Source organism: Streptomyces thermospinosisporus, assembly GCF_039526425.1.
GTDB classification, from domain to species: domain Bacteria; phylum Actinomycetota; class Actinomycetes; order Streptomycetales; family Streptomycetaceae; genus Streptomyces; species Streptomyces thermocarboxydovorans.
The window spans coordinates 4,453-23,089 of sequence record NZ_BAAAIZ010000096.1 but is presented as its reverse complement, the minus strand read 5'-3'; the positions used below and the strand labels follow the sequence as shown (position 1 = coordinate 23,089).

At 71.3% G+C, this 18,637-nt stretch carries 17 protein-coding genes; 4 read left to right on the top strand and 13 right to left on the bottom strand.

The features are described from left to right. From ABD207_RS26600 to ABD207_RS26580, 5 genes are all read right to left on the bottom strand, one after another. Positions 1-534 (bottom strand): SRPBCC domain-containing protein (locus ABD207_RS26600; RefSeq protein WP_344015707.1); only part of this gene is annotated, 534 nt, incomplete at its 3' end. 73 nt (positions 535-607) lie between these two features. Next, the gene (locus ABD207_RS26595) at positions 608-2,230 is read right to left on the bottom strand and encodes a polyamine aminopropyltransferase (RefSeq protein WP_344015706.1); all 1,623 of its coding nucleotides are present in this window, start codon (positions 2,228-2,230) and stop codon (positions 608-610) included. Between the two features lie 121 nt (positions 2,231-2,351). Continuing rightward, positions 2,352-2,870 (bottom strand): DUF2617 family protein, encoded by a 519-nt coding sequence (locus ABD207_RS26590; protein ID WP_344015705.1) that lies wholly within the window; start codon positions 2,868-2,870, stop codon positions 2,352-2,354. Positions 2,871-3,246: 376 nt separating this feature from the next. Next, on the bottom strand, positions 3,247-3,534 hold the full coding sequence (locus ABD207_RS26585; protein ID WP_344015704.1) for a hypothetical protein: 288 nt from the start codon (positions 3,532-3,534) through the stop codon (positions 3,247-3,249). Positions 3,535-3,770: 236 nt separating this feature from the next. Continuing rightward, entirely contained in the window at positions 3,771-4,871 is a 1,101-nt protein-coding gene (locus ABD207_RS26580) for a PP2C family protein-serine/threonine phosphatase (RefSeq protein WP_344015702.1), read from the bottom strand. A 299-nt stretch (positions 4,872-5,170) separates the two neighbouring features. Here ABD207_RS26580 and ABD207_RS26575 point away from each other — a divergent pair, with 299 nt between their 5' ends. Beyond that, on the top strand, positions 5,171-6,367 hold the full coding sequence (locus ABD207_RS26575; protein WP_344015701.1) for a pyridoxal phosphate-dependent aminotransferase: 1,197 nt from the start codon (positions 5,171-5,173) through the stop codon (positions 6,365-6,367). Positions 6,368-6,478: 111 nt separating this feature from the next. Here the strand turns inward: ABD207_RS26575 and ABD207_RS26570 are convergent, their stop codons facing one another. Both ABD207_RS26570 and clpB read right to left on the bottom strand, forming a co-directional pair. After that, on the bottom strand, positions 6,479-7,009 hold the full coding sequence (locus ABD207_RS26570) for a YbjN domain-containing protein (protein WP_344004228.1): 531 nt from the start codon (positions 7,007-7,009) through the stop codon (positions 6,479-6,481). Positions 7,010-7,162: 153 nt separating this feature from the next. Continuing rightward, on the bottom strand, positions 7,163-9,760 hold the full coding sequence (clpB, locus tag ABD207_RS26565; protein WP_344015700.1) for an ATP-dependent chaperone ClpB: 2,598 nt from the start codon (positions 9,758-9,760) through the stop codon (positions 7,163-7,165). Between the two features lie 147 nt (positions 9,761-9,907). Between clpB and ABD207_RS26560 the strand changes: the two genes are divergently transcribed. Then, positions 9,908-10,324 (top strand): pyridoxamine 5'-phosphate oxidase family protein, encoded by a 417-nt coding sequence (locus ABD207_RS26560; protein ID WP_344015699.1) that lies wholly within the window; start codon positions 9,908-9,910, stop codon positions 10,322-10,324. Positions 10,325-10,517: 193 nt separating this feature from the next. On the opposite strand, the gene ABD207_RS26555 is transcribed toward ABD207_RS26560, so the two are convergent. Then, positions 10,518-10,853: a hypothetical protein gene (locus ABD207_RS26555; protein WP_344015698.1), complete on the bottom strand. Its 336-nt coding sequence runs from the start codon at positions 10,851-10,853 to the stop codon at positions 10,518-10,520. 294 nt (positions 10,854-11,147) lie between these two features. On the opposite strand from ABD207_RS26555, the gene ABD207_RS26550 reads away from it, so the two are divergent. Next, positions 11,148-12,167: a helix-turn-helix transcriptional regulator gene (locus ABD207_RS26550; RefSeq protein WP_344004238.1), complete on the top strand. Its 1,020-nt coding sequence runs from the start codon at positions 11,148-11,150 to the stop codon at positions 12,165-12,167. Further along, the gene (locus tag ABD207_RS26545; protein ID WP_344015697.1) at positions 12,164-13,150 is read left to right on the top strand and encodes a helix-turn-helix transcriptional regulator; all 987 of its coding nucleotides are present in this window, start codon (positions 12,164-12,166) and stop codon (positions 13,148-13,150) included. The genes ABD207_RS26550 and ABD207_RS26545 overlap by 4 nt, the downstream gene beginning before the upstream one ends. Here the strand turns inward: ABD207_RS26545 and ABD207_RS26540 are convergent. The 5 genes from ABD207_RS26540 to grpE all read right to left on the bottom strand — a co-directional run bounded on the left by ABD207_RS26540 (position 13,113) and on the right by grpE (position 18,598). Next, a complete protein-coding gene (locus ABD207_RS26540) occupies positions 13,113-14,141 on the bottom strand; it encodes a helix-turn-helix transcriptional regulator (protein ID WP_344015695.1) in 1,029 nt (342 codons plus the stop codon). The genes ABD207_RS26545 and ABD207_RS26540 overlap by 38 nt on opposite strands. 681 nt (positions 14,142-14,822) lie before the next feature. Continuing rightward, positions 14,823-15,929 (bottom strand): sugar ABC transporter substrate-binding protein, encoded by a 1,107-nt coding sequence (locus ABD207_RS26535; RefSeq protein WP_344015694.1) that lies wholly within the window; start codon positions 15,927-15,929, stop codon positions 14,823-14,825. 285 nt (positions 15,930-16,214) lie between these two features. Next, on the bottom strand, positions 16,215-16,667 hold the full coding sequence (locus tag ABD207_RS26530; RefSeq protein WP_344015693.1) for a heat shock protein transcriptional repressor HspR: 453 nt from the start codon (positions 16,665-16,667) through the stop codon (positions 16,215-16,217). 5 nt (positions 16,668-16,672) lie between these two features. Next, a complete protein-coding gene (dnaJ, locus tag ABD207_RS26525) occupies positions 16,673-17,842 on the bottom strand; it encodes a molecular chaperone DnaJ (protein WP_344004253.1) in 1,170 nt (389 codons plus the stop codon). 36 nt (positions 17,843-17,878) lie between these two features. Further along, positions 17,879-18,598, bottom strand: coding sequence for a nucleotide exchange factor GrpE (grpE, locus tag ABD207_RS26520; protein WP_344015692.1), 720 nt, complete (start codon positions 18,596-18,598; stop codon positions 17,879-17,881). Positions 18,599-18,637: the final 39 nt, after the last annotated feature.

Here is an 18,637-nt window from a genome sequence, read left to right as displayed (position 1 = left end):
CGGCGGCGGCGGGTCGTCGTCCGCGTCCGGGGTGGTCTCGAAGTCCGTGGTGGCCCGGGGTTCGAAGTCCCCGGTGCGCAGCATCTCGGGCGACTCGTCCTCGGCGCCCTCCCCGGCCTCGGCTGCCAGGTTCTGGGCGAACCGGCCGATCAGCCGGGACACCGCCGAGGCCACCGAGTCCGGCGGGAACTCGGTGATCCGGCCGTCGGCGCTGCCCGTGCCGTCGACGGTGAGGGTGACGCCGTCCTCGGCGTCCCGCAGGCGCAGCCGCAGCGCCAGCTTCACGGAGCCGCTGCCGCGGGTCTCCGCCGCGTCGCCCTCCACGGTGTAGGAGCCGTCCTCCTGGCCGGTCACGCGCAGGGTGCCCCGGTAGGTGACCGAGTGACTGCCGACCCGGACCTTCAGCCGCCCGGCGACCGGTTCCGCACCGGCGTCGTGCTGGAGCCCGGGAACCGCCCGGGCGACCCGCGCGGGGTCGTCCAGCACCTCCCTGAGCCGCTGGGCGGAGACCGGAACGAACACCTCGTGCTCCATGACAGCGGAGCCTACCCACGCGGCGCCCCGCTGCACCCCCGCGAACGGAAACTCCCGCGCGTCGCACGGGCCGTCACGGCGCGTACCGCGGATGGACGAGGCTCGACGGAGGCAGGTCCGGGATGCGGGTGCGGGAGGCGGCGCGGGCGGCGGAGACGAGGGCCGAGTCGGTGAGCGTGCGCAGCCGGGGGCCCGAGGGGTCGAGACGGAGGGCGGGGGTCGTGCGGGAGGCGAGGATCAGACCGCTGTCGCCCGTCCGGTAGGGGGCCGTGCGGAAGCCGGCCGCGCGCAGGGTCGACTCCACCGTCCAGTACGTGCGGGGGTGCGCGGACAGCGGGCCCGCGTGCACCACCAGCCGCCCGCCGGGGGCCAGCACCCGCCGGGCCAGGCCGTAGAACTCCTCGGAGTACAGCTTCGTGGTCTCGGTGACCCCCGGGTCGGGCAGGTCGGAGATCACCACGTCGTACGCGGCCGGGGGTGCGCCGCGCAGCCGGTCGAAGGGGTCGGCGATGGTCACCGTCACCCGCGGATCGTCCAGGGAGTGACGGTTCAGCGCGGACAGGGCGGGGTCGCTGCGGGCCAACCGCACCAGTCCGGCGTCGGCTTCGACGACCTCGGCACGGTCCACGCCCGGATGGCGCAGCACCTCACGGGCGGCGAGTCCGTCGCCGCCGCCGAGGACCAGTACGCGGGCGTGCGGTCCGGTCATCGCGGGGTGCACCAGCGCCTCGTGGTGGCGGAGTTCGTCCCGCTGGGCGGCCCGCAGCCGGCCGTCGAGGTACAGCGCCAGCGGCCGGTCGTCCCGCCCGCCGGTGAGGACCACCTCCTGGATCTCGGTGCGCAGCGCCACGCGGACGTCGGAGCCGTACAGGGCGTGCCGTGCGGCGCGTTCGAAGTCGTCGACGAGGGCGGTGGCCGAGGCGAGCACCGCCAGCACGCAGACATTGGCGGTGATCAGCAGCCGGCGGGCCCGGCCGGTGAGGTCCTGCCGGAACAGGCCGAGCACCAGCGCCCCGCCGACCACCGCGTTCACCGCGCCGGTGATCAGCGCGCCGGTCAGCTGGCCCAGAAAGGGGAGGAGAAGAAAGGGGAAGGCGAGTCCCCCGACGAGTGCGCCCACGTAGTCGGCCGCGAACAGGTCGGCGACGGCGCCGCCGGGGTCCTGGCGGCGGATCCGCTGGATCAGCTCCATCAGCAGCGGCACCTCGGCGCCGATCAGCAGACCGGTGGCCAGGGAGAAGGCGACCAGCAGTACGCGCGGGCCGTCGGACCACAGCCCGCCCCAGTCGCCGGTCCAGGCGAAGACCGCGTACAGGGCCATCGCACTGCATCCGCCGACCAGCGCGAGCACCGCCTCCACGGCGCCGAAGCCGGCCGCGGCGTGCCGGCGCAGGCGCTTGGCGGCCAGGGAGCCGACCCCCATGGCGAAGACCATGACGGACAGCACCACGGAGGCCTGGGTGACCGAGTCGCCCATCAAGTAGGAGGCGAGCGCGACCAGTTCGAGCTCGTACACCAGTGCGCAGGCCGCACAGACGAACACGCCGGCGAGGACCAGGAACCGTCCGGTGGCCTGCCGCACGGGCAGCCGCGCCGCCCCGCCCGCGCCGCCGCAGCCGCCGGATCCCACGGGTCCGGCCGGCCCGCGCCCGGGCTGCGCGGGACGGGGCGGGGCGGGGGCCTGCGGTTCGATCACCCTGCGACGGTACGTCACGCCTTCGGTGCGAAGCGTCACCCACACGCGTGGCGTTTGTTTACACCTGACCGATTTTGGTATGAGCGAGCGACGCCCCGTCGTGGGATGAGCCGAGGGCCTCTCACACCGCGGCGGGCACCCGCGTACCGACCTTCGTCCGGGTCGCCACCAGCTGCCCGTCCTGGGGGTAGGCGTGCCAGGTCCGCCAGTGCACCCGCCCCTCGCGGCGCTGGGCGAGCATCGCGGTGAACGCGTGCGGGCTGCCGGGGAACACCCCGGCCAGGCCCTGCGGATGGTCGGCGACCAGGGCGAGCAGCTCCTGCGCCCGGCCCGCGAAGGATCCGGGCGGCAACTCCTCGACGCGGGCGGCGAATTCGTACTCCCAGTCCCCCACCCGCTTGGCGACACCCAGCGGAAGGGGCGTACTGCTGCCCGGAATACAGGCCACCGTCTCCGAGCACAGACCGCGCTCCTCCTCCAGCAGCACCTGGTGGGAGGCGCCGAGCAGTCTCAACTGAAGCTTCGCCCCGGCCAGTTCCAGGTCGAGCGTGGCCAGCGCGGGAAGCGGCTCGCGTCCCAGCGCCCAGGCGAGGTCGGCCGCGCGGGTGTCGGTGTAGGCGGTGTTCAGGGTCGTGAGCATGGATCGGCTCCGCAAGCACACAAGGAAAGGAAGAAGAACGGGTCCGGCGTCCCCTGGTCGCACCGGGGATCTCGGCCCGTCAGCCCGGTCGGCCGGTCGGGATGGGTCCGCAGCAAGTCCGTGGGCTGCTTTGGTGATTTAGAGGGAATCATGAACGGTGGCGCCGCCACAGCGTCTTTACCCAACTTCGTGGGGTTTCCATCCCCTAGGGGGCTCAACAGCTCAACTGTTCAACTATGGCGTGCGCCCTGAAGGTACGGGGTGTGCCCACGCGCCCCGGATCCGGCCGCGGAGCGAAGCGACGCAGCGGGGCCCGCCCCAGGCGCGGACCCCGCTGCTGCGGATGCTTCTCCCGTTCGGGAGGAGTGCTGCCCCGTCAGCCGCCTCCTCCGCCGCATCCGCCGCCTCCCCCGCAGCCGCCGCCTCCCCCGCAGGACGAGCCTCCCCCGCAGGACGAGCCCCCGTCGCTCCCGGAGCTGCAGGACGCCCCGACGGCTCCGCCGCCGGCCCACCAGCTCTGGTCGCTGCCGCTGCGCCCGCCGCCGGAGTACCGCGCCCGCCGCCGGCGCGCCCGCCGGTTGGCGGCCGCCCCCTGGATGAGGCCCACGACGATCGCGATGAACAGACCGAAGAAGATGATCGCGAGGATGATGGCCATGGCCATGGCGTCACCGCCCTTCCGAGTCCCCCGTGAATCCCCCGAAGCATCCCCCCGTGGGTGCCTCGTTCACGTGCGTGGTCGGGAGATGCCCCCCGCGGCCGCGCCCCAAAGCAGAGTTGAGCAACTTCTGAGGGTTCCGTCACACGGGCGGCCTCCGGCCCCCGCGACTGCGCAGCTCGGGGCTCCTCGGGGCAGGGCGCGCCCCGGCCGCCTGACGCTGAGCGAAGGAGCCCGGCGGGTCAGGCCTCGGAGTCGCTGCGGGGGAGGAGGGTGATGGCGAGGGCGGCCGCGTCGTCCTCGAGTTCCTCGGTGTGGCGGAAGAGGGCGGTGAGCATGGCGTCCAGGACGGCGCCGGGGTCCGGCGGGAGCGGGCCGGTCAGGGACGGGACGGGGTCGAAGAAGACGCCGTTGCGGTCACGCGCCTCGATGATGCCGTCGGTGAACATCACGAGCGTGGCGCCGACGGGCCACTTGTACTGCCCCACCGGGACCTCGGACCCGTCCAGGTCGCCCAGGCCCAGCGGCAGCGACGGGCTCTCCGGCTCCAGAGCCGTCACCCGGCCCTCGTGGACCAGCAGCGGCGCCGGATGGCCCCGGTTGGCCACGCGCAGCACCGAGTGCTCGGGGATGACCTCGGCGAAGACGGCGGTGACGAAGTCCTCGTACGTCATATCGGCCCGGTAGTCCCTGAGCTCCTTCACCTGCTGCTCCACGCCGCGCACGACGTCGGACAGGTCCGGCAGATGCCGGGCCGCCGCGTGGAAGGAGCTGAGCACGGTGTTCACCATGCTGACCGACTGGGTGCCCTTGCCGCGCACGTCACCGATCAGGACGCGGATGCCGTAGGGGGTGTCGTGGAGCGCGTAGAGGTCGCCGCCGATCAGGGCTTCCTTCTCGGCGGCCCGGTACCGGGTGGCGATCGCCAGCCCCCGGGCGCGGTCGGGCATGGACGGCAGCAGCGCACGCTGCACGGCCTCGGCCACCTGGCGGGTGGTTCTCAGCTGTTCCCGCTCCCGGGTGAACAGGCGGTTGAGGAACATCGCCACCAGGGTCAGGACGCCGAGGGTCACCAGCTGGATGAGCACCGCCCGGGTGAGCTGGAACTCGGTCCCGCGCAGCGCCAGGACCGCACCGGCCGCGCAGGCAGCCGCACCGCTGGCGGCCGTCCAGGCCAGGGAGAGCATCGGCGCCGCGATCACGGGGACCACGGCCAGCAGGGGGAAGGTGTTGACCTCCAGCCAGGCGAGGTCGATGACGATCGCGGCGAGGAGGATGACGGCGGGCAGGAACCGGGACCACCGCAAGCTCCTGGAGGCGTGCTTGTCCTGGTATCGCTCCATCCATACGGTCCTCGGGTCGTCCCGCACCGTTCCGGGCTCCAGTCTCCGGCACGTTCCCGCACCCGGCCACCGCTGGCCGCTCCTCCGGTGACGGTGACGAGCCGCGTCCGCGCACCCGGTGGGCGTGGCTCGCCGCGCTGACGTATGTGCCCCGCGGGGCCCTGCGTGCGTGCCCCCGGCGCCCCGCGCACCCGCCCCGCAGCGACCCCGCCTGCGAGCCCCGGGCGGATGACTGCCGGGTGAGCCCGGTTGACGCGGGCCGGGATGCTTGTTGAGGAACGCGGCGGCTTCGGCGGAGGATGGCCGGCATGACCTCCAGTGCGCGCCCCCTCCTGAACCGCCGGCTGGCGGAGTTCGGGACGACGATCTTCGCCGAGATGTCCGCCCTCGCCCTGAAGACCGGGTCCATCAACCTCGGCCAGGGCTTTCCCGACACCGACGGCCCGGAGGAGGTCCGGGAGGCGGCGGTACGCGCCCTGCGCGACGGCCGCGGCAACCAGTACCCCCCGGGCCCCGGCATCCCCGAGCTGCGCACCGCGATCGCCGCCCACCAGCAGCGCCGCTACGGCCTGGCCTACGACCCCGGCACCGAGGTCCTGGTCACCGCGGGCGCCACCGAGGCGATCGCCGCCTCCCTGCTCGCTCTGGTGGAGCCCGGCGACGAGGTGATCGCCCTGGAGCCGTACTACGACTCCTACGCCGCGTCCATCGCCCTGGCGGGCGGCACCCGCGTCCCGGTCACCCTGCGCCCCGACGGGGACCGCTTCCGGCTGGACCTGGACGAGCTGCGCGACGCGGTCACCGGCCGCACCCGGATGCTGCTGATCAACTCCCCGCACAACCCGACCGGCACCGTCCTCACCCGCGAGGAGCTGGCGTTCATCGCGGAGCTGGCCGTGGAGCGGGACCTGCTGGTGATCACCGACGAGGTCTACGAGCACCTGGTCTTCGACGAGGCCGAGCACGTCCCGCTGGCCACCTTCCCCGGCATGCGGGAGCGCACGGTGACCATCTCCAGCGCCGGCAAGACGTTCTCCTTCACCGGCTGGAAGGTCGGCTGGGTGACCGCCTCACCCGAGCTGGTGACGGCCGTGCGCTCGGCCAAGCAGTACCTGACGTACGTCTCCGCGGGCCCCTTCCAGTACGCGGTCGCCGAGGCGCTGGCGCTGCCCGGCTCGTACTACACCGGGCTGCGCGACGACCTGCGCGCCAAGCGCGACGTCCTGGCCGCCGGGCTCACCGAGGCGGGCCTGTCCGTCTTCCGCACGGCGGGCACGTACTTCATCACCGCCGACATCCGCCCCCTCGGCGAGAGCGACGGTGTCGCCTTCTGCCGGGCCCTGCCCGAACGGGCGGGTGTCGTCGCCATCCCCACGGCCGTCTTCTACGACCACCAGGAGGCGGGCGCCCCCTTCGTGCGGTTCGCCTTCTGCAAGCAGAAGGAGGTGCTGGAGGAGGCGGCCCGGCGCCTGAAGGGCGCGGCGGCGGGCGGCTGAACCCTCCCCCGGATCCGGACACGAGAAAGCCCGGCCCGGCGGCCGACCGTGAGGGCCGGTGCCGGGCCGGGCTGTCGGTTCGCCGTGGAACGGCGCGAGACGGCGCGCGGCCTACTCCTCGTCGTCGGGCTTCTCCGCCTCGTTGATCTCCTGCTCCAGGCCGAGCTGCTCGACCAGCCAGCGGTCGAACTCGATGGCGGCCCGGACCCAGCTGACCGTCGAGGAGACGAAGTGCTCCAGGCTGACGCCCATGCCGATCAGCATCTGGGCCTCACCGATGAGACGGACGGTGCCGTCGTCATGGGTGTGGGTGTAGACCTTGGGCCACAGCGTGCGGCGGTTCCAGTCGTCCACGGATTCGAGCAGCTGGGGCTTCTCGTCGATCTGGTGCGGCCGGTCGTAGAACGTCCGCACGGAGAAGATCTGCTGGTCACCCTCCCCACGGAACATGAAGTAGGTGCGGAACTGCTCCCACGGCGCCGCGAGGTCGCCCTCGTCGTCGACGACGTACTTGAGCTCCATCTGGTCGAGGAGCTGCTTCACAAGGTCCTGATCCGGGACGACGGGGCCCGCCGGTCCTTGGGGCTGCGGCTCGGGCTGCTGGCCCCCGAAGTTCGGAATCGAGGACGGGTCGATGCTCACCGTGATTTTCCCTTCGTACGGATCCCGCCATCCTCCCCCATGCGGGGAGGGGGGTGGCAAGCCCCGACGGGCCTGTCAGCCATGGGCTGACACGATCCGGTCATTCTGCGGGTACCACGGTGAGCGAACCGACACCTTCCTCCCTTTTGTCACTCACAGTGACTTCGCGGTCGCCGGCCCGACCAGCAGGCCGTCGGCCGCCCGGTCCACCCGGACCGTGTCGCCGTCCTTGATCTCGCCGGCCAGGATCTCCTTGGCCAGCGTGTCGCCGATCGCGGTCTGCACCAGCCGGCGCAGCGGGCGGGCGCCGTAGGCCGGGTCCAGGCCCTCCTCCGCGAGCCACTCCAGCGCCTCGGGCGTGACCTCGAGCGTGAGGCGCCGCTCGGCGAGCCGCTCGGCCAGCCGGTCGATCTGCAGCTTGGCGATCCGCTCCAGCTCCGGCTTGGTCAGCGCCGAGAAGACCACCAGGTCGTCCAGGCGGTTGAGGAACTCCGGCTTGAAGGAGGCCCGCACGACCTCCAGCACCTGCTCCTTCTTCTCCGCCTCGCTGGTGATCGGGTCGATCAGGAACTGGCTGCCCAGGTTGGAGGTGAGCACCAGGATGGTGTTGCGGAAGTCGACCGTGCGGCCCTGCCCGTCGGTGAGCCGGCCGTCGTCGAGCACCTGGAGCAGGATGTCGAAGACCTCCGGGTGGGCCTTCTCCACCTCGTCGAGGAGCACCACGCTGTACGGGCGCCGCCGCACCGCCTCGGTGAGCTGGCCGCCCTCCTCGTAGCCGACGTAGCCGGGCGGGGCGCCGACCAGCCGGGCGACGCTGTGCTTCTCGCTGTACTCCGACATGTCGATGCGGACCATGGCCCGCTCGTCGTCGAAGAGGAAGTCGGCGAGCGCCTTGGCCAGCTCGGTCTTGCCGACGCCGGTCGGGCCGAGGAAGAGGAAGGAGCCGGTGGGCCGGTCCGGGTCGGAGATCCCGGCCCGGCTGCGCCGCACCGCGTCGGAGACGGCGCGGACCGCCTCGCGCTGTCCGATCAGCCGCCGGCCGATCTCCTCCTCCATGCGCAGCAGCTTCTGCGACTCGCCCTCCATCAGGCGCCCGGCCGGGATGCCGGTCCAGGAGGCGACCACGTCGGCGATGTCGTCGGAGCCGACCTCCTCCTTGACCATGGTGTCCTTGGCGGCCTCCTCCTCGGCCTTGCTGGCGGCCTCCAGGTCGCGCTCCAGTGCCGGGATCTCCCCGTACAGCAGCTTGGAGGCGGTGTCGAAGTCGCCGTCGCGCTGGGCGCGTTCGGCCTGGCCGCGCAGCTCGTCCAGCTTCTCCTTCAGCTCACCGACCCGGTTGAGGGACTGCTTCTCCTTCTCCCAGCGGGCGGTCAGGCCCCGCAGCTCCTCCTCCTTGTCGGCGAGGTCGCGGCGCAGCTTCTCCAGCCGCTCCTTGGACGCCTGGTCGGTCTCCTTGCTGAGCGCCAGCTCCTCCATCCGCAGCCGGTCCACGGCGCGCTGCAGCTCGTCGATCTCGACGGGCGAGGAGTCGATCTCCATGCGCAGCCGGGAGGCGGCCTCGTCGACGAGGTCGATGGCCTTGTCCGGCAGGAAGCGGGAGGTGATGTACCGGTCGGAGAGGGTGGCGGCGGCGACCAGCGCGCTGTCCGCGATCTGCACCTTGTGGTGGGCCTCGTAGCGGCCCTTGAGCCCGCGCAGGATGGCGATGGTGTCCTCGACGGACGGCTCGGCCACCAGCACCTGCTGGAAGCGCCGCTCCAGGGCGGGGTCCTTCTCGATCCGCTCGCGGTACTCGTCGAGGGTCGTCGCGCCCACCATGCGCAGCTCACCGCGGGCCAGCATGGGCTTGAGCATGTTGCCGGCGTCCATGGCGGAGTCACCGCCGGCACCGGCGCCGACCACGGTGTGCAGCTCGTCGATGAAGGTGATGATCTGCCCGTCGGAGTCCTTGATCTCGGCGAGGACGGTCTTCAGGCGCTCCTCGAACTCGCCGCGGTACTTGGCGCCGGCGACCATCGCGCCCAGGTCCAGTGCGACCAGCCGCTTGTCCTTGAGCGACTCGGGCACGTCGCCCTTGACGATCCGCTGGGCGAGCCCCTCGACGACGGCGGTCTTGCCGACGCCGGGCTCACCGATGAGGACGGGGTTGTTCTTGGTGCGGCGGGACAGCACCTGCACCACGCGCCGGATCTCCTGGTCCCGCCCGATCACCGGGTCGAGCCGGCCCTCGCGGGCGGCGGCGGTGAGGTCGGTGCCGAACTTCTCCAGCGCCTTGTACTGGCCCTCGGGGTCGGCCGTGGTGATCCGGCGCCCGCCGCGGACCTTCTGGAAGGCGTCCTGCAGCTTCTGCGCGGTGGCGCCCTGCTTCTGCAGCACCTCACCGGCGGCGCCGCCCTTGGCGGCGATCGCGATGAGCAGGTGCTCCGTGGAGACGTACTCGTCGCCCAGTTCCCGCGCCCGCGTCTGGGCGTCGGCGATGACGGCGAGCATCTCCCGGTTGGGCTGCGGCGGAGCCACGGTGGACCCGGTCACGCTCGGCAGCCCGGCGAGGACGCGCTCGGCTCCGGCACGGACGGCCGCCTGGTCGGCGTCGACGGCGGCGAGCAGATCCGTGATGTTCTCGTTGTCCTGCCCCTGGAGCAGGGCGAGCAGCAGGTGGGCGGGGGTGAGGTCGGGGTTCCCGTCGGTCACGGCCCGGTTGCCGGCGGCGTTGATCGCTTCCCGGCTCCGGTTGGTCAGCTCGGCGTCCACGTGTCCGTTCTCCTCCTTGCAACGACCCTTCAGCGCCCCTGGCGGCCTTCAGCCGCACTCGTGGCTGACTTGCTCAACATACACAAACTTGAGTCTATTCCGCTCAAGGGTGGGGCGGGAGGGCCCCTGCGGGCTAAGTTCCGGGGCATGACCACCTCGCAGCCCGCGGATCCCGGCCGGCCGGACCCGGCGTACCTCACCTTCTGGCGGGAACGGCACCTGTGCACGCTGACCACCCTCCGCCCGGACGGCACGCCGCACGTGGTGCCGGTCGGAGTGACATACGACCCCGATGCCCGGCTTGCTCGGGTCATCACCCGGAAGACGAGCAGGAAGGTGCGCAATGTGCTGGCGGCCGGCCCCGAGGGGGCGCCGGTGGCGGTCTGCCAGGTGGACGGCGGGCGCTGGGCCACGCTGGAGGGACGCGCGTTCGTACGCACGGACCGACAGCGGGTGGCGGAGGCGGAGCGCCGCTACGCCGAGCGCTACGGGCGGACGCCGGCGCCCACCCCGGAGCGGGTCGTCATCGAGATCGCCCTCACACGGGCGATGGGCCGGGGCTGAGGAGCCGCAGCTCTCTCACCGTCTTCTCAAGGTCTGTTTCCGGCCACTGCGCGGGGCCCGCCTGCCCGGCACTCATAGCGGGACATCTGACTGTATAACCCCATGATCGACAGCGGCGTCACCGTGTTCAGGTCACGGTGACGCCGCTGCGGGGGGAAGCGCCTGAGCGATCTATTACGACGGGGGAATCGCGTCAGGCACTGCGGGGGGTGGCGGAGAAGGTCCTTGGGGCGGGGATGCCCGCATCCACCTGCTGGGTGTCCCGCTGGTCGAGGTTCACAAAGATCATTCCGTACCGGATGGCACACCGCACGGGCTGCGGCGCACCCCGCGGCCGGCGCAGGCACCGGTAGGCCCGTACGTCTCCGTCCTCGTCCCGCGTGACGACGACCGGCTCACCGAACACGGTCACCATCAACGAGTCACCGCTGTGGGGGATGGCGGTGACCAGGTCGATGAAGTGCCAGCCGGAGCGGTAGGCGGTGGCCATCTCTCTGCGGAAGGAACGGTCGTCGGGTGGTGTGGTCACGTCAGCTCCACGCAGTGTCTGCCGGGTGAAGATCCGCAGTATCGCCGTCGGTCGAACCGACTGCCCCGCTCGACCAAGCGGTGTCCTGCTGCACCCCACTCTCCGCTCCGGAGAGGCCACTCAGCGAACCGACGGCCACAACGGCGGAGAAGGCGGCAACAAGCACCCAGCGAAGCATTCTCTTACGCATAGTCAGCTTCGTCCTCACTTGAAGGTCCCCTCTTCCCCCGTCCTGTAAGACGATGGCTCATTCGGGCACGTCATGGCCACACGATCGGTGCATCATGTTCCTGCATGTTCAGGACCCTGGGGGGTGGAGATTTGCCAACAAATCGGACCAAAGCGACACATCCCCATGCCATGACGGAGTTGTGCCCGGAAGGACGTCGTCTCTACTCGAACGCCCTCCGCACAGGACGTATCGCCCGGGCGGACGCGGAACCCGCCCCGTGCCTGATGGAGTTCGCCCTGCTCCGTCCCGATCCTGACGACCCGAACTGGCTGCGACCGGTTCCGCCATCGGTGGTACTGGCCCAACGCCTGGACCCGATCGAGCGCGAGATCGCCGAACGCAGGCGGCTGTCCATCCAGTTGGCGGACGCCTTTGAACCGTTCCTGGGCCTCGGCGCGCCGGTAACGGAGTCCATCCACTCGATCACCGTGCTGGAGGGGCTCGACCGTATCAACGAGGCGCTCGACCTGGCGACCGCCCAGTGCCAGAACGAGGTGCTCGCAGTCCAGCCGAGCCACCGCCACCCGGAACGTCGGCTCATGGAGGCGCTGGAGCGTGACAGGCCCCTGATCGAGCGTGGGGTGCGGATCCGCACGCTTTACCAGCACACGGCCAGGTACAGCCCCGAACGGATCGCCTGGGTCGAACAGTTCACCGACGGCAAGGTGGAGTACCGCACCATCGACGAACTGGTCGAACGCCTGATCATATGCGATGAGACCGTGGCCTTCATCCCGGTGCGCGAAGACCGTCAAGTCGCCCTGGAACTCCGTCACCCCGGTCTGGTCCGCTACCTGATCAAGGTGTTCGAGTTCATGTGGGGCAGGGCCGTGCCCCTGAGCGCCGGCGCGCCCTACGAGACCGCCCCCGACGGCATCACCGACATCCAGCACTCCATCGCCAAGCTGCTCGTCGAAGGCCACGTCGACGAGGCGATCGCCCGCCGCCTCGGTATGAACGTCCGCACGTGCCGGGCCCACATAGCCAAGCTGGCCTCTGCCCTGGGCAGCGGCAGCCGTGCCCAACTCGGTTATCTGATCGCGCAGTCGGGGATCCTCGAACACGGAGGAGACGGCAAGTGAACTCGGCGCCGCACGCCGAGCACGGGGTGGAGGAGCTGTGCGCCGCGGCTGCCCGGCTCTACGAACGGGCCCTCCGCGAGGGCTCGGTGCCGGCCCAGGAGGCCCAGGCGGCCCCCTGTCTGATCGACCTGGACCTGCTGCATCCCGCCCTCGACGACGTGACAAGGCTGGAGCCGACCGCCCCTCTGGTGGCCCTCCACCGCTACCTGCGCGAGTCCGGCGAACGCATCGCCGAGGCCCGGCGGCGCGAGGAAGAGGTCGCCGGCATGTTCCAGGCCCTGTCGCGCATCGGCGCCTCCCCCACACCTGAGGACGGCACCCCCACCATCAAGATCCTCAGCGGCACCAGGAGGATCAACCAGGCCATCACGGACGCCATGGCCCAGAGCACCCACGAAGTGCTCACCGTCCAGCCCCGAGCGGGCCTCACCGGCCCCCGAGGCGATCACGCCGACGCGCTGGCCTACGAACGCGACCAGGAAGTACTGGACCGCGGCGTACGCGTCCGCACGCTCTACCAGGAGACGATGCGCCACCTCCCCGCTGTCATCTCCCGCCAGGACATGAGGGGAGACCTCGAGGCCCGCGCGCTGACCGAGGTGCCCGGCCGGCTCATCATCGTCGACCGTGCGGTCGCCTTCCTGCCCGCCGACGAGGACGGCTCGCTCGCGGCCGAGATACGCAATCCGGCGATCGTCGGCTACCTCGCCACCGCCTTCGACCGCTTCTGGCGCCTGGCGAAGCCGATGTTCCCCCAGCGCACCCCCCAGGCGGGGCCCGACGGGCTCACTCCCCGGCAGCGCGCCATCGCCGAACTCCTCATCGAGGGCCACACCGACACCGCCATCGCCGAACGACTGGGCTTGAACGTCCGCACCGCCCGCGTCCACATCGCCAGACTCGCCGCCACCCTCGGCAGCCAGAGCAGAGCCCAGCTCGGCTACCTCATCGGGCGGTCGGGGATTCTTGATCGGGGACGGTGAGGCTCGGGGGGTGGGGGCGGTCGAGGCCGGCCTGGGCTATGCGGACGCCCAGCTGGGTGCGGCTGGCCGCGCCCAGGGTCTCCGAGAGGCGGGCGATGTGCGCCCGGCAGGTGCGGACGCTGATGCCCAGGCGCTCGGCGATGACCGCGTCCTGGTGGCCCTCCGCAAGCAGCGCCGCGATGGACCGCTCCCGGTGCGAGATGCCCTCGATGCCGGTGTCGGGGAGCGGCGCGGTGAGGGGGATGGCCAGGCGCCAGAAGCGGTCGAAGACGGTCACCAGGTAGTCGACCAGTGCGGGGTGGCGCAGCTCCAGGGCCATGGTGCGTTCGGCGTTGGCGGGGATGAAGGCGACCGTGCGGTCGAAGAGGATCAGGCGGTCGGTCACCTCGTCCAGGGTGCGGGCCTCCACCGCGTCGCCCATCAACTCCAGGTAGGAGAGCAGCCCGTGGCCGTGCCGGGCCACATGGGTGTACAGGTCCCGCATCCGCACCCCGCGCCGGCGCAGGGCCATCGCCCGGTGCAGGCCCTCGGAGAGTTCCGCCTCGCGCCGGATGCCGCCGGGCTGGACGGTCAGCACCTCCGTGGTGCACGCCTGGGTCGCCTCGTCCATCGCCGCCTGGATGCGGGCGAGTCCGTCCAGGACGCGGATGGCGGGGCCCTCCGCCGCCGGTGCGGGCTGCACCTGGCGGCCCAGGCCCGCGTACCACTCGAAGGCCTCCACCGCGGAGCCCACCCGGCGCCGGCTGGTGCTGATCTCCTCGTAGACCCCGCGCAGCAGCCGGGTCATGACCTCCTGGGGCGAGGTCGGCACCAGCCAGTCCATGTCGTCGGGGTCGGGGTGCAGCAGGGCGAGTTCGAGGAGGCAGGGGACCGGTTCGGCGTCCCGGCGGTGCACGCGCCCGCGCCGTACGGCCCGGGAGTACACGCGGTCCCCGGCCTCGCACAGTCGGTCAGCACCGTGTGGATGCTCGTCCGTCCCGTGCCCGGCCATCGCCCGTTCCACCCCCGGTTGCAGCGTCTTTCCGCAGCGCAACTATGCGCGGACGGAACGTGCCGCGCAACACGCCTCGACCGCGGAATTGCCCCCTTTGATGGCCCGGATTCCGCTCTGTGCACTCCCCCGGGATGACCCGTTGCAACAAGATGAGGGTGGTGTCGGTGCGGGCGGAGATGGGATTGTCTCGAACACGGGGGTCTCACGGGGGAACACGGGGGATCCACGGGGGAACACGGGGGACTCACGGGGGAGTCCGGCCTGGGCTGCCGCCGACGCGGCCCTGGCCGCCCAGGCATGACCGGGCTTGACGGGGAAGGCAGGCACCACTGTGACCAGGTGGGATGTCAGCGAGAAGTCGGACAGCGGGACCGGTTCCACGCCTCACCACGAGGCGGAGGGCGGCGCGGGGAGCAGGAGCGGTGCTTCCGTGCGCTGCCCGTTGACGGAGCGCGAGCGGCAGTGGCTCAGGCTGCTGGGCGAGGACTGCCCGCCCGCTTCCCCCTGAACGCGCGGCCCCGGCCGCCGTCCCCCCTGGCCGGGGCCGTGCTCACCACGGCTGTCACGTCGAGCGCCCCGCTCTCACACCAGGCGGACCCGGGCGCTCGGCCGGCCCGCGCTCACCTCATGCAGGACCGCGCTCACTTCAGGCGACCCCCTGCTCACGCGGGCCCGCGCTCACTTCAGGTCGATCGCCTCGCACTCCGCCTTGTACTTGGCGGTGCAGATGTCCGACACCTCGTAGATCTCGTCGGCGATGACCGTGTCCTTGATGTTGTCCTTGGTCAGCGCGACGACCGGCACCAGCTGGGCCCGGATGTTCTTGTGGGTGGGGCTGTCCACCCGGTCGCGGGTCAGCGCGTCGAACTGGATGTCCTTGCCCTGGATCTTCGCCACGGCCATCTCCGCGGCGGACTCGGCCTCCTGCGGGTAGGACTTGTACACGCTCATGTACTGGTCACCGGTGAGGATCCGCTGCACCGCGGCCAGCTCCGCGTCCTGGCCGGTGATGGGCGGCAGGTCGGTGACGCCGGCGGCCTGGAGGGCCTTGACGATGCCGCCCGCCATGCCGTCGTTGGCGGAGTAGACGGCGGCGATGTTCTCCGCGCCGATCTCGTTGATCGCCCGGGTCATGTTGGCCTGGGCGTTCTCCGGCTTCCAGTCCTTGGTGTCGAAGGACGCGGCGATGGTCACCTTGCCCTTGATCTCCGACAGCGCGCCCGCCTTGAACTGCTTGGCGTTGGGGTCGGTGGGCGACCCGTTCATCATGACGATCTTGTCGGTGCCCTTGGCGTCCCCGAGGGCCTCCAGCAGCGACCGTCCCTGGACCTGGCCGACGAGCTCGTTGTCGAAGGAGATGTACGCGTCGATCGGGCCCTCGGCGAGCCGGTCGTAGGCGATGACCGGGATGCCGGCCTCCTTGGCCTTCTTCACGTCGTCGGCGATGCCGTGCGAGTCGACCGCGTCCAGCACGATGACGTCGAGCCGGTCGTCGATCATCTGCTGCAGCTGGCTCTCCTGCTTGGCCGCGTCCGCGTCCGCGTTGGCGTAGACGACCTGGCCCTCGCCGCCGGTGAGGGAGTCCACCTTGCGCTTGAAGATGGGGTAGTCGAACTGCTCGTAGCGCGTGTTGGCCTTCTCCGGCAGCAGCAGGCCGATCTTCACGTCGTTGCCCTTGGTGGGGCTGGCGTCGTCGCTGCTTCCCGTCGCGTCGAGCACGCCGCAGCCGGCGAGCATCACGGACATGGAGGTGGCGGCCACGGATATGGCGATACGACGACGCATGCGAAGGTCCACTTCAGTACGAAATTCGGGACGTGGGCACAGCAGTGCGACCCATGTGACTGAAAAGCCAATCTTCACCCGCCATCGGCGTCAAGAGGAACCACTTAACGAAGTGGATACGACACGCTCCGCTGATCTCGTGAGGGCCCCGGGGAGGAATCGCGGGGCAGCCGCGAACACCTGTACATACGCCGGTCATTGATGTGTGCGCGCTCCCACGGGCACGCGACGGGGCCCGGAGGCCGATGGCGGCCTCCGGGCCCCGAAGCGGAACCCCGGAAGGTGTCAGTCCGGCTGCTGCTGCCGCTTGGGCCGCCAGACCACCAGCGCGCTGGTCTGCTGCACCTGCTGGTACGGGACCAGATCGCGGCGGTAGGAGGCGTGGACGGCCGCCTCGCGCTGGCGCATCGCCGCCGCCGCGCCGTCCAGCGCGTCCTCCAGTTCCGCGATCCGCGCCTGAAGTTCGGCGACCTGGTTCTCCAGTTCGATGATGCGCTTGATTCCGGCCAGGTTGATGCCCTCGTCCTGCGACAACTGCTGCACCTGGCGGAGCAGTTCGATGTCGCGGGCCGAGTAGCGGCGGCCCCGCCCCGGGGTACGGTCCGGCGAGACCAGCCCCAGACGGTCGTACTGCCGCAGGGTCTGCGGGTGCAGGCCGGAGAGCTGGGCCGCCACCGAGATGACGTAGACCGGGGTGTCCTCGGTCAGTTCATACGGATTCCGTCGACGGCCGTCCATCTCAATCAAGCTCCCTTCGCGGCCTGGAACAGCTCCGCCCGCGGGTCCTCACCCGCGGTTGCCTCGCGATACGCCTCCAGCGCCTCACGAGCCTTCCCCGACAGGTTCTTGGGAACACTCACCTCGACGGTGACCAGCAGATCACCACGGGTGCCGTCCTTGCGTACCGCGCCCTTGCCCCGGGCGCGCATGGTGCGTCCGTTGGGCGTGCCCGGCGGCAGCTTCAGCGTGACCGGCGGCCCGCCCAGCGTGGGCACCCGCACCTCGCCGCCGAGCGCGGCCTCGTCGAACGTCACCGGAACGGTGACGGTGAGGTTGTCGCCCTTGCGGCCGAACACCGGGTGCTTGCCGACGTGCACGACCACATACAGGTCGCCCGCCGGACCGCCGCGCTCGCCCGGTGCGCCCTTGCCGCGCAGCCGGATCCGCTGGCCGTCGCTGACGCCCGCGGGGATGCGCACCTGCATCGTCCGCGAGGACTTGGCCCGGCCGCTGCCCTTGCAGACGTCGCAAGGGGTCTCGGCGATCAGACCGCGCCCCTTGCAGTCCGGGCAGGGGTCGGTGAGGGAGAAGCCGCCGCCGCTGCCCCGCGCGACCTGCCCGGTGCCGACGCAGGTCGGGCACACGCGCGGTGTGCCGTTCTTGTCGCCGGTGCCCGAACAGGCCTTGCAGGGCGCCTGGGAGGACATCCTGAGCGGGACGGTCGCCCCCTCGATCGCCTCGGTGAAACTGAGCGTGACCTCGGACTCGATGTCCTGGCCACGCCGCGGCTGCGTCCGCGTGCCCGCGCCGCCGCCGCGGCCGAAAAGGCCCCCGAAGACGTCACCGAGACCGCCGCCGAAGCCTCCGCCCTGCCCGGCCGGACCGCCGAACAGGTCGCTGAGGTCGAAGTTGAACGTGCCGCCGCCGGCGCCCGGCCCCGGGCGGAAGCCGCCGTTGCCGAACAGTGCGCGGGCCTCGTCGTACTCCTTGCGCTTCTTGGGGTCGCCGAGGACGTCGTGCGCCTCGGAGATCTCCTTGAACCGCTCCTCGGCCTTGGCGTTGCCCTTGTTGGCGTCCGGGTGGTACTCGCGGGCGAGCTTCCGGTACGCCTTCTTGATCTCGGCCTCGGTGGCGTCCTTGGGGACGCCGAGGACCTTGTAGTAGTCCTTCTCGATGAAGTCCTTGGTACTCATCCCCGACGTCCCTCCTTCCCGTTGTCCGTGATTGGGTCAGCCCTCCTCCGGGCCACCGTTCTCCTTGTCGTCCGCCTGGTCCGCGGCACCGGCGTTCTCGGCGCTCTCGGCCTTCTTGTCGGCCTTGACCGTCTGCGCGCCCGGCTGCGGTTCGGCGACGGCCACCCGCGCGGGGCGGATGGTGCGTTCGCCGATGCGATACCCCGGCTGGAGGATCGCGACGCAGGTCGTCTCGGTGACGTCCGGGGCGTAGGAGTGCATCAGGGCCTCGTGGATCGTCGGGTCGAAGGGCTCGCCCTCCTTGCCGAACTGCTGCAGGCCCATCTTCGCCACGGTCGTCTCCAGCGACTCGGCGACCGACTTGAAGCCGCCGACCAGCTCACCGTGCTCCCGCGCCCGGCCGATGTCGTCGAGCACGGGAAGGAGTTCGGTCAGCAGGTTCGCGACCGCCATCTCCTTGACCGCGACCCGGTCGCGCTCGACCCGGCGGCGGTAGTTCTGGAACTCGGCCTGGAGCCGCTGCAGGTCCGCGGTGCGCTCGTTGAGCGCGGTGCGCACCTGGTCCAGCTGGGCCACCAGGGCCGCGTTCTGGCCCGTGTCCCCGGCCGGGGCCGCCGCCTCCTCCTCCGCGGAGGGGGTGGGGGCGGCCTGCGGCTCGGCGTCCTCGGAAGCGGCGCCGGAGGGGACGTCGGGCTGCGGCTGCTGCGGCTGCTGGGGCTGCTGCTGCTCGTCGAAGCCCGGGTTCTCCTCCGTCACGCGGCACCGTCCTTCCGGTCGTCGTCGACGATCTCGGCG

Excerpts from the sequence above, each read along its gene's own strand:
- ABD207_RS26575 (WP_344015701.1), top strand. The coding sequence starts at position 5,171 with ATGGCCGGCATGACCTCCAGTGCGCGCCCCCTCCTGAACCGCCGGCTG.
- ABD207_RS26580 (WP_344015702.1), bottom strand. The coding sequence starts at position 4,871 with ATGGAGCGATACCAGGACAAGCACGCCTCCAGGAGCTTGCGGTGGTCC.
- ABD207_RS26530 (WP_344015693.1), bottom strand. The coding sequence starts at position 16,667 with ATGGACGGCCGTCGACGGAATCCGTATGAACTGACCGAGGACACCCCG.
- ABD207_RS26560 (WP_344015699.1), top strand. The coding sequence starts at position 9,908 with ATGACCACCTCGCAGCCCGCGGATCCCGGCCGGCCGGACCCGGCGTAC.
- ABD207_RS26550 (WP_344004238.1), top strand. The coding sequence starts at position 11,148 with ATGTTCAGGACCCTGGGGGGTGGAGATTTGCCAACAAATCGGACCAAA.
- ABD207_RS26540 (WP_344015695.1), bottom strand. The coding sequence starts at position 14,141 with ATGGCCGGGCACGGGACGGACGAGCATCCACACGGTGCTGACCGACTG.
- dnaJ (WP_344004253.1), bottom strand. The coding sequence starts at position 17,842 with ATGAGTACCAAGGACTTCATCGAGAAGGACTACTACAAGGTCCTCGGC.
- ABD207_RS26590 (WP_344015705.1), bottom strand. The coding sequence starts at position 2,870 with ATGCTCACGACCCTGAACACCGCCTACACCGACACCCGCGCGGCCGAC.
- ABD207_RS26585 (WP_344015704.1), bottom strand. The coding sequence starts at position 3,534 with ATGGCCATGGCCATCATCCTCGCGATCATCTTCTTCGGTCTGTTCATC.
- ABD207_RS26535 (WP_344015694.1), bottom strand. The coding sequence starts at position 15,929 with ATGCGTCGTCGTATCGCCATATCCGTGGCCGCCACCTCCATGTCCGTG.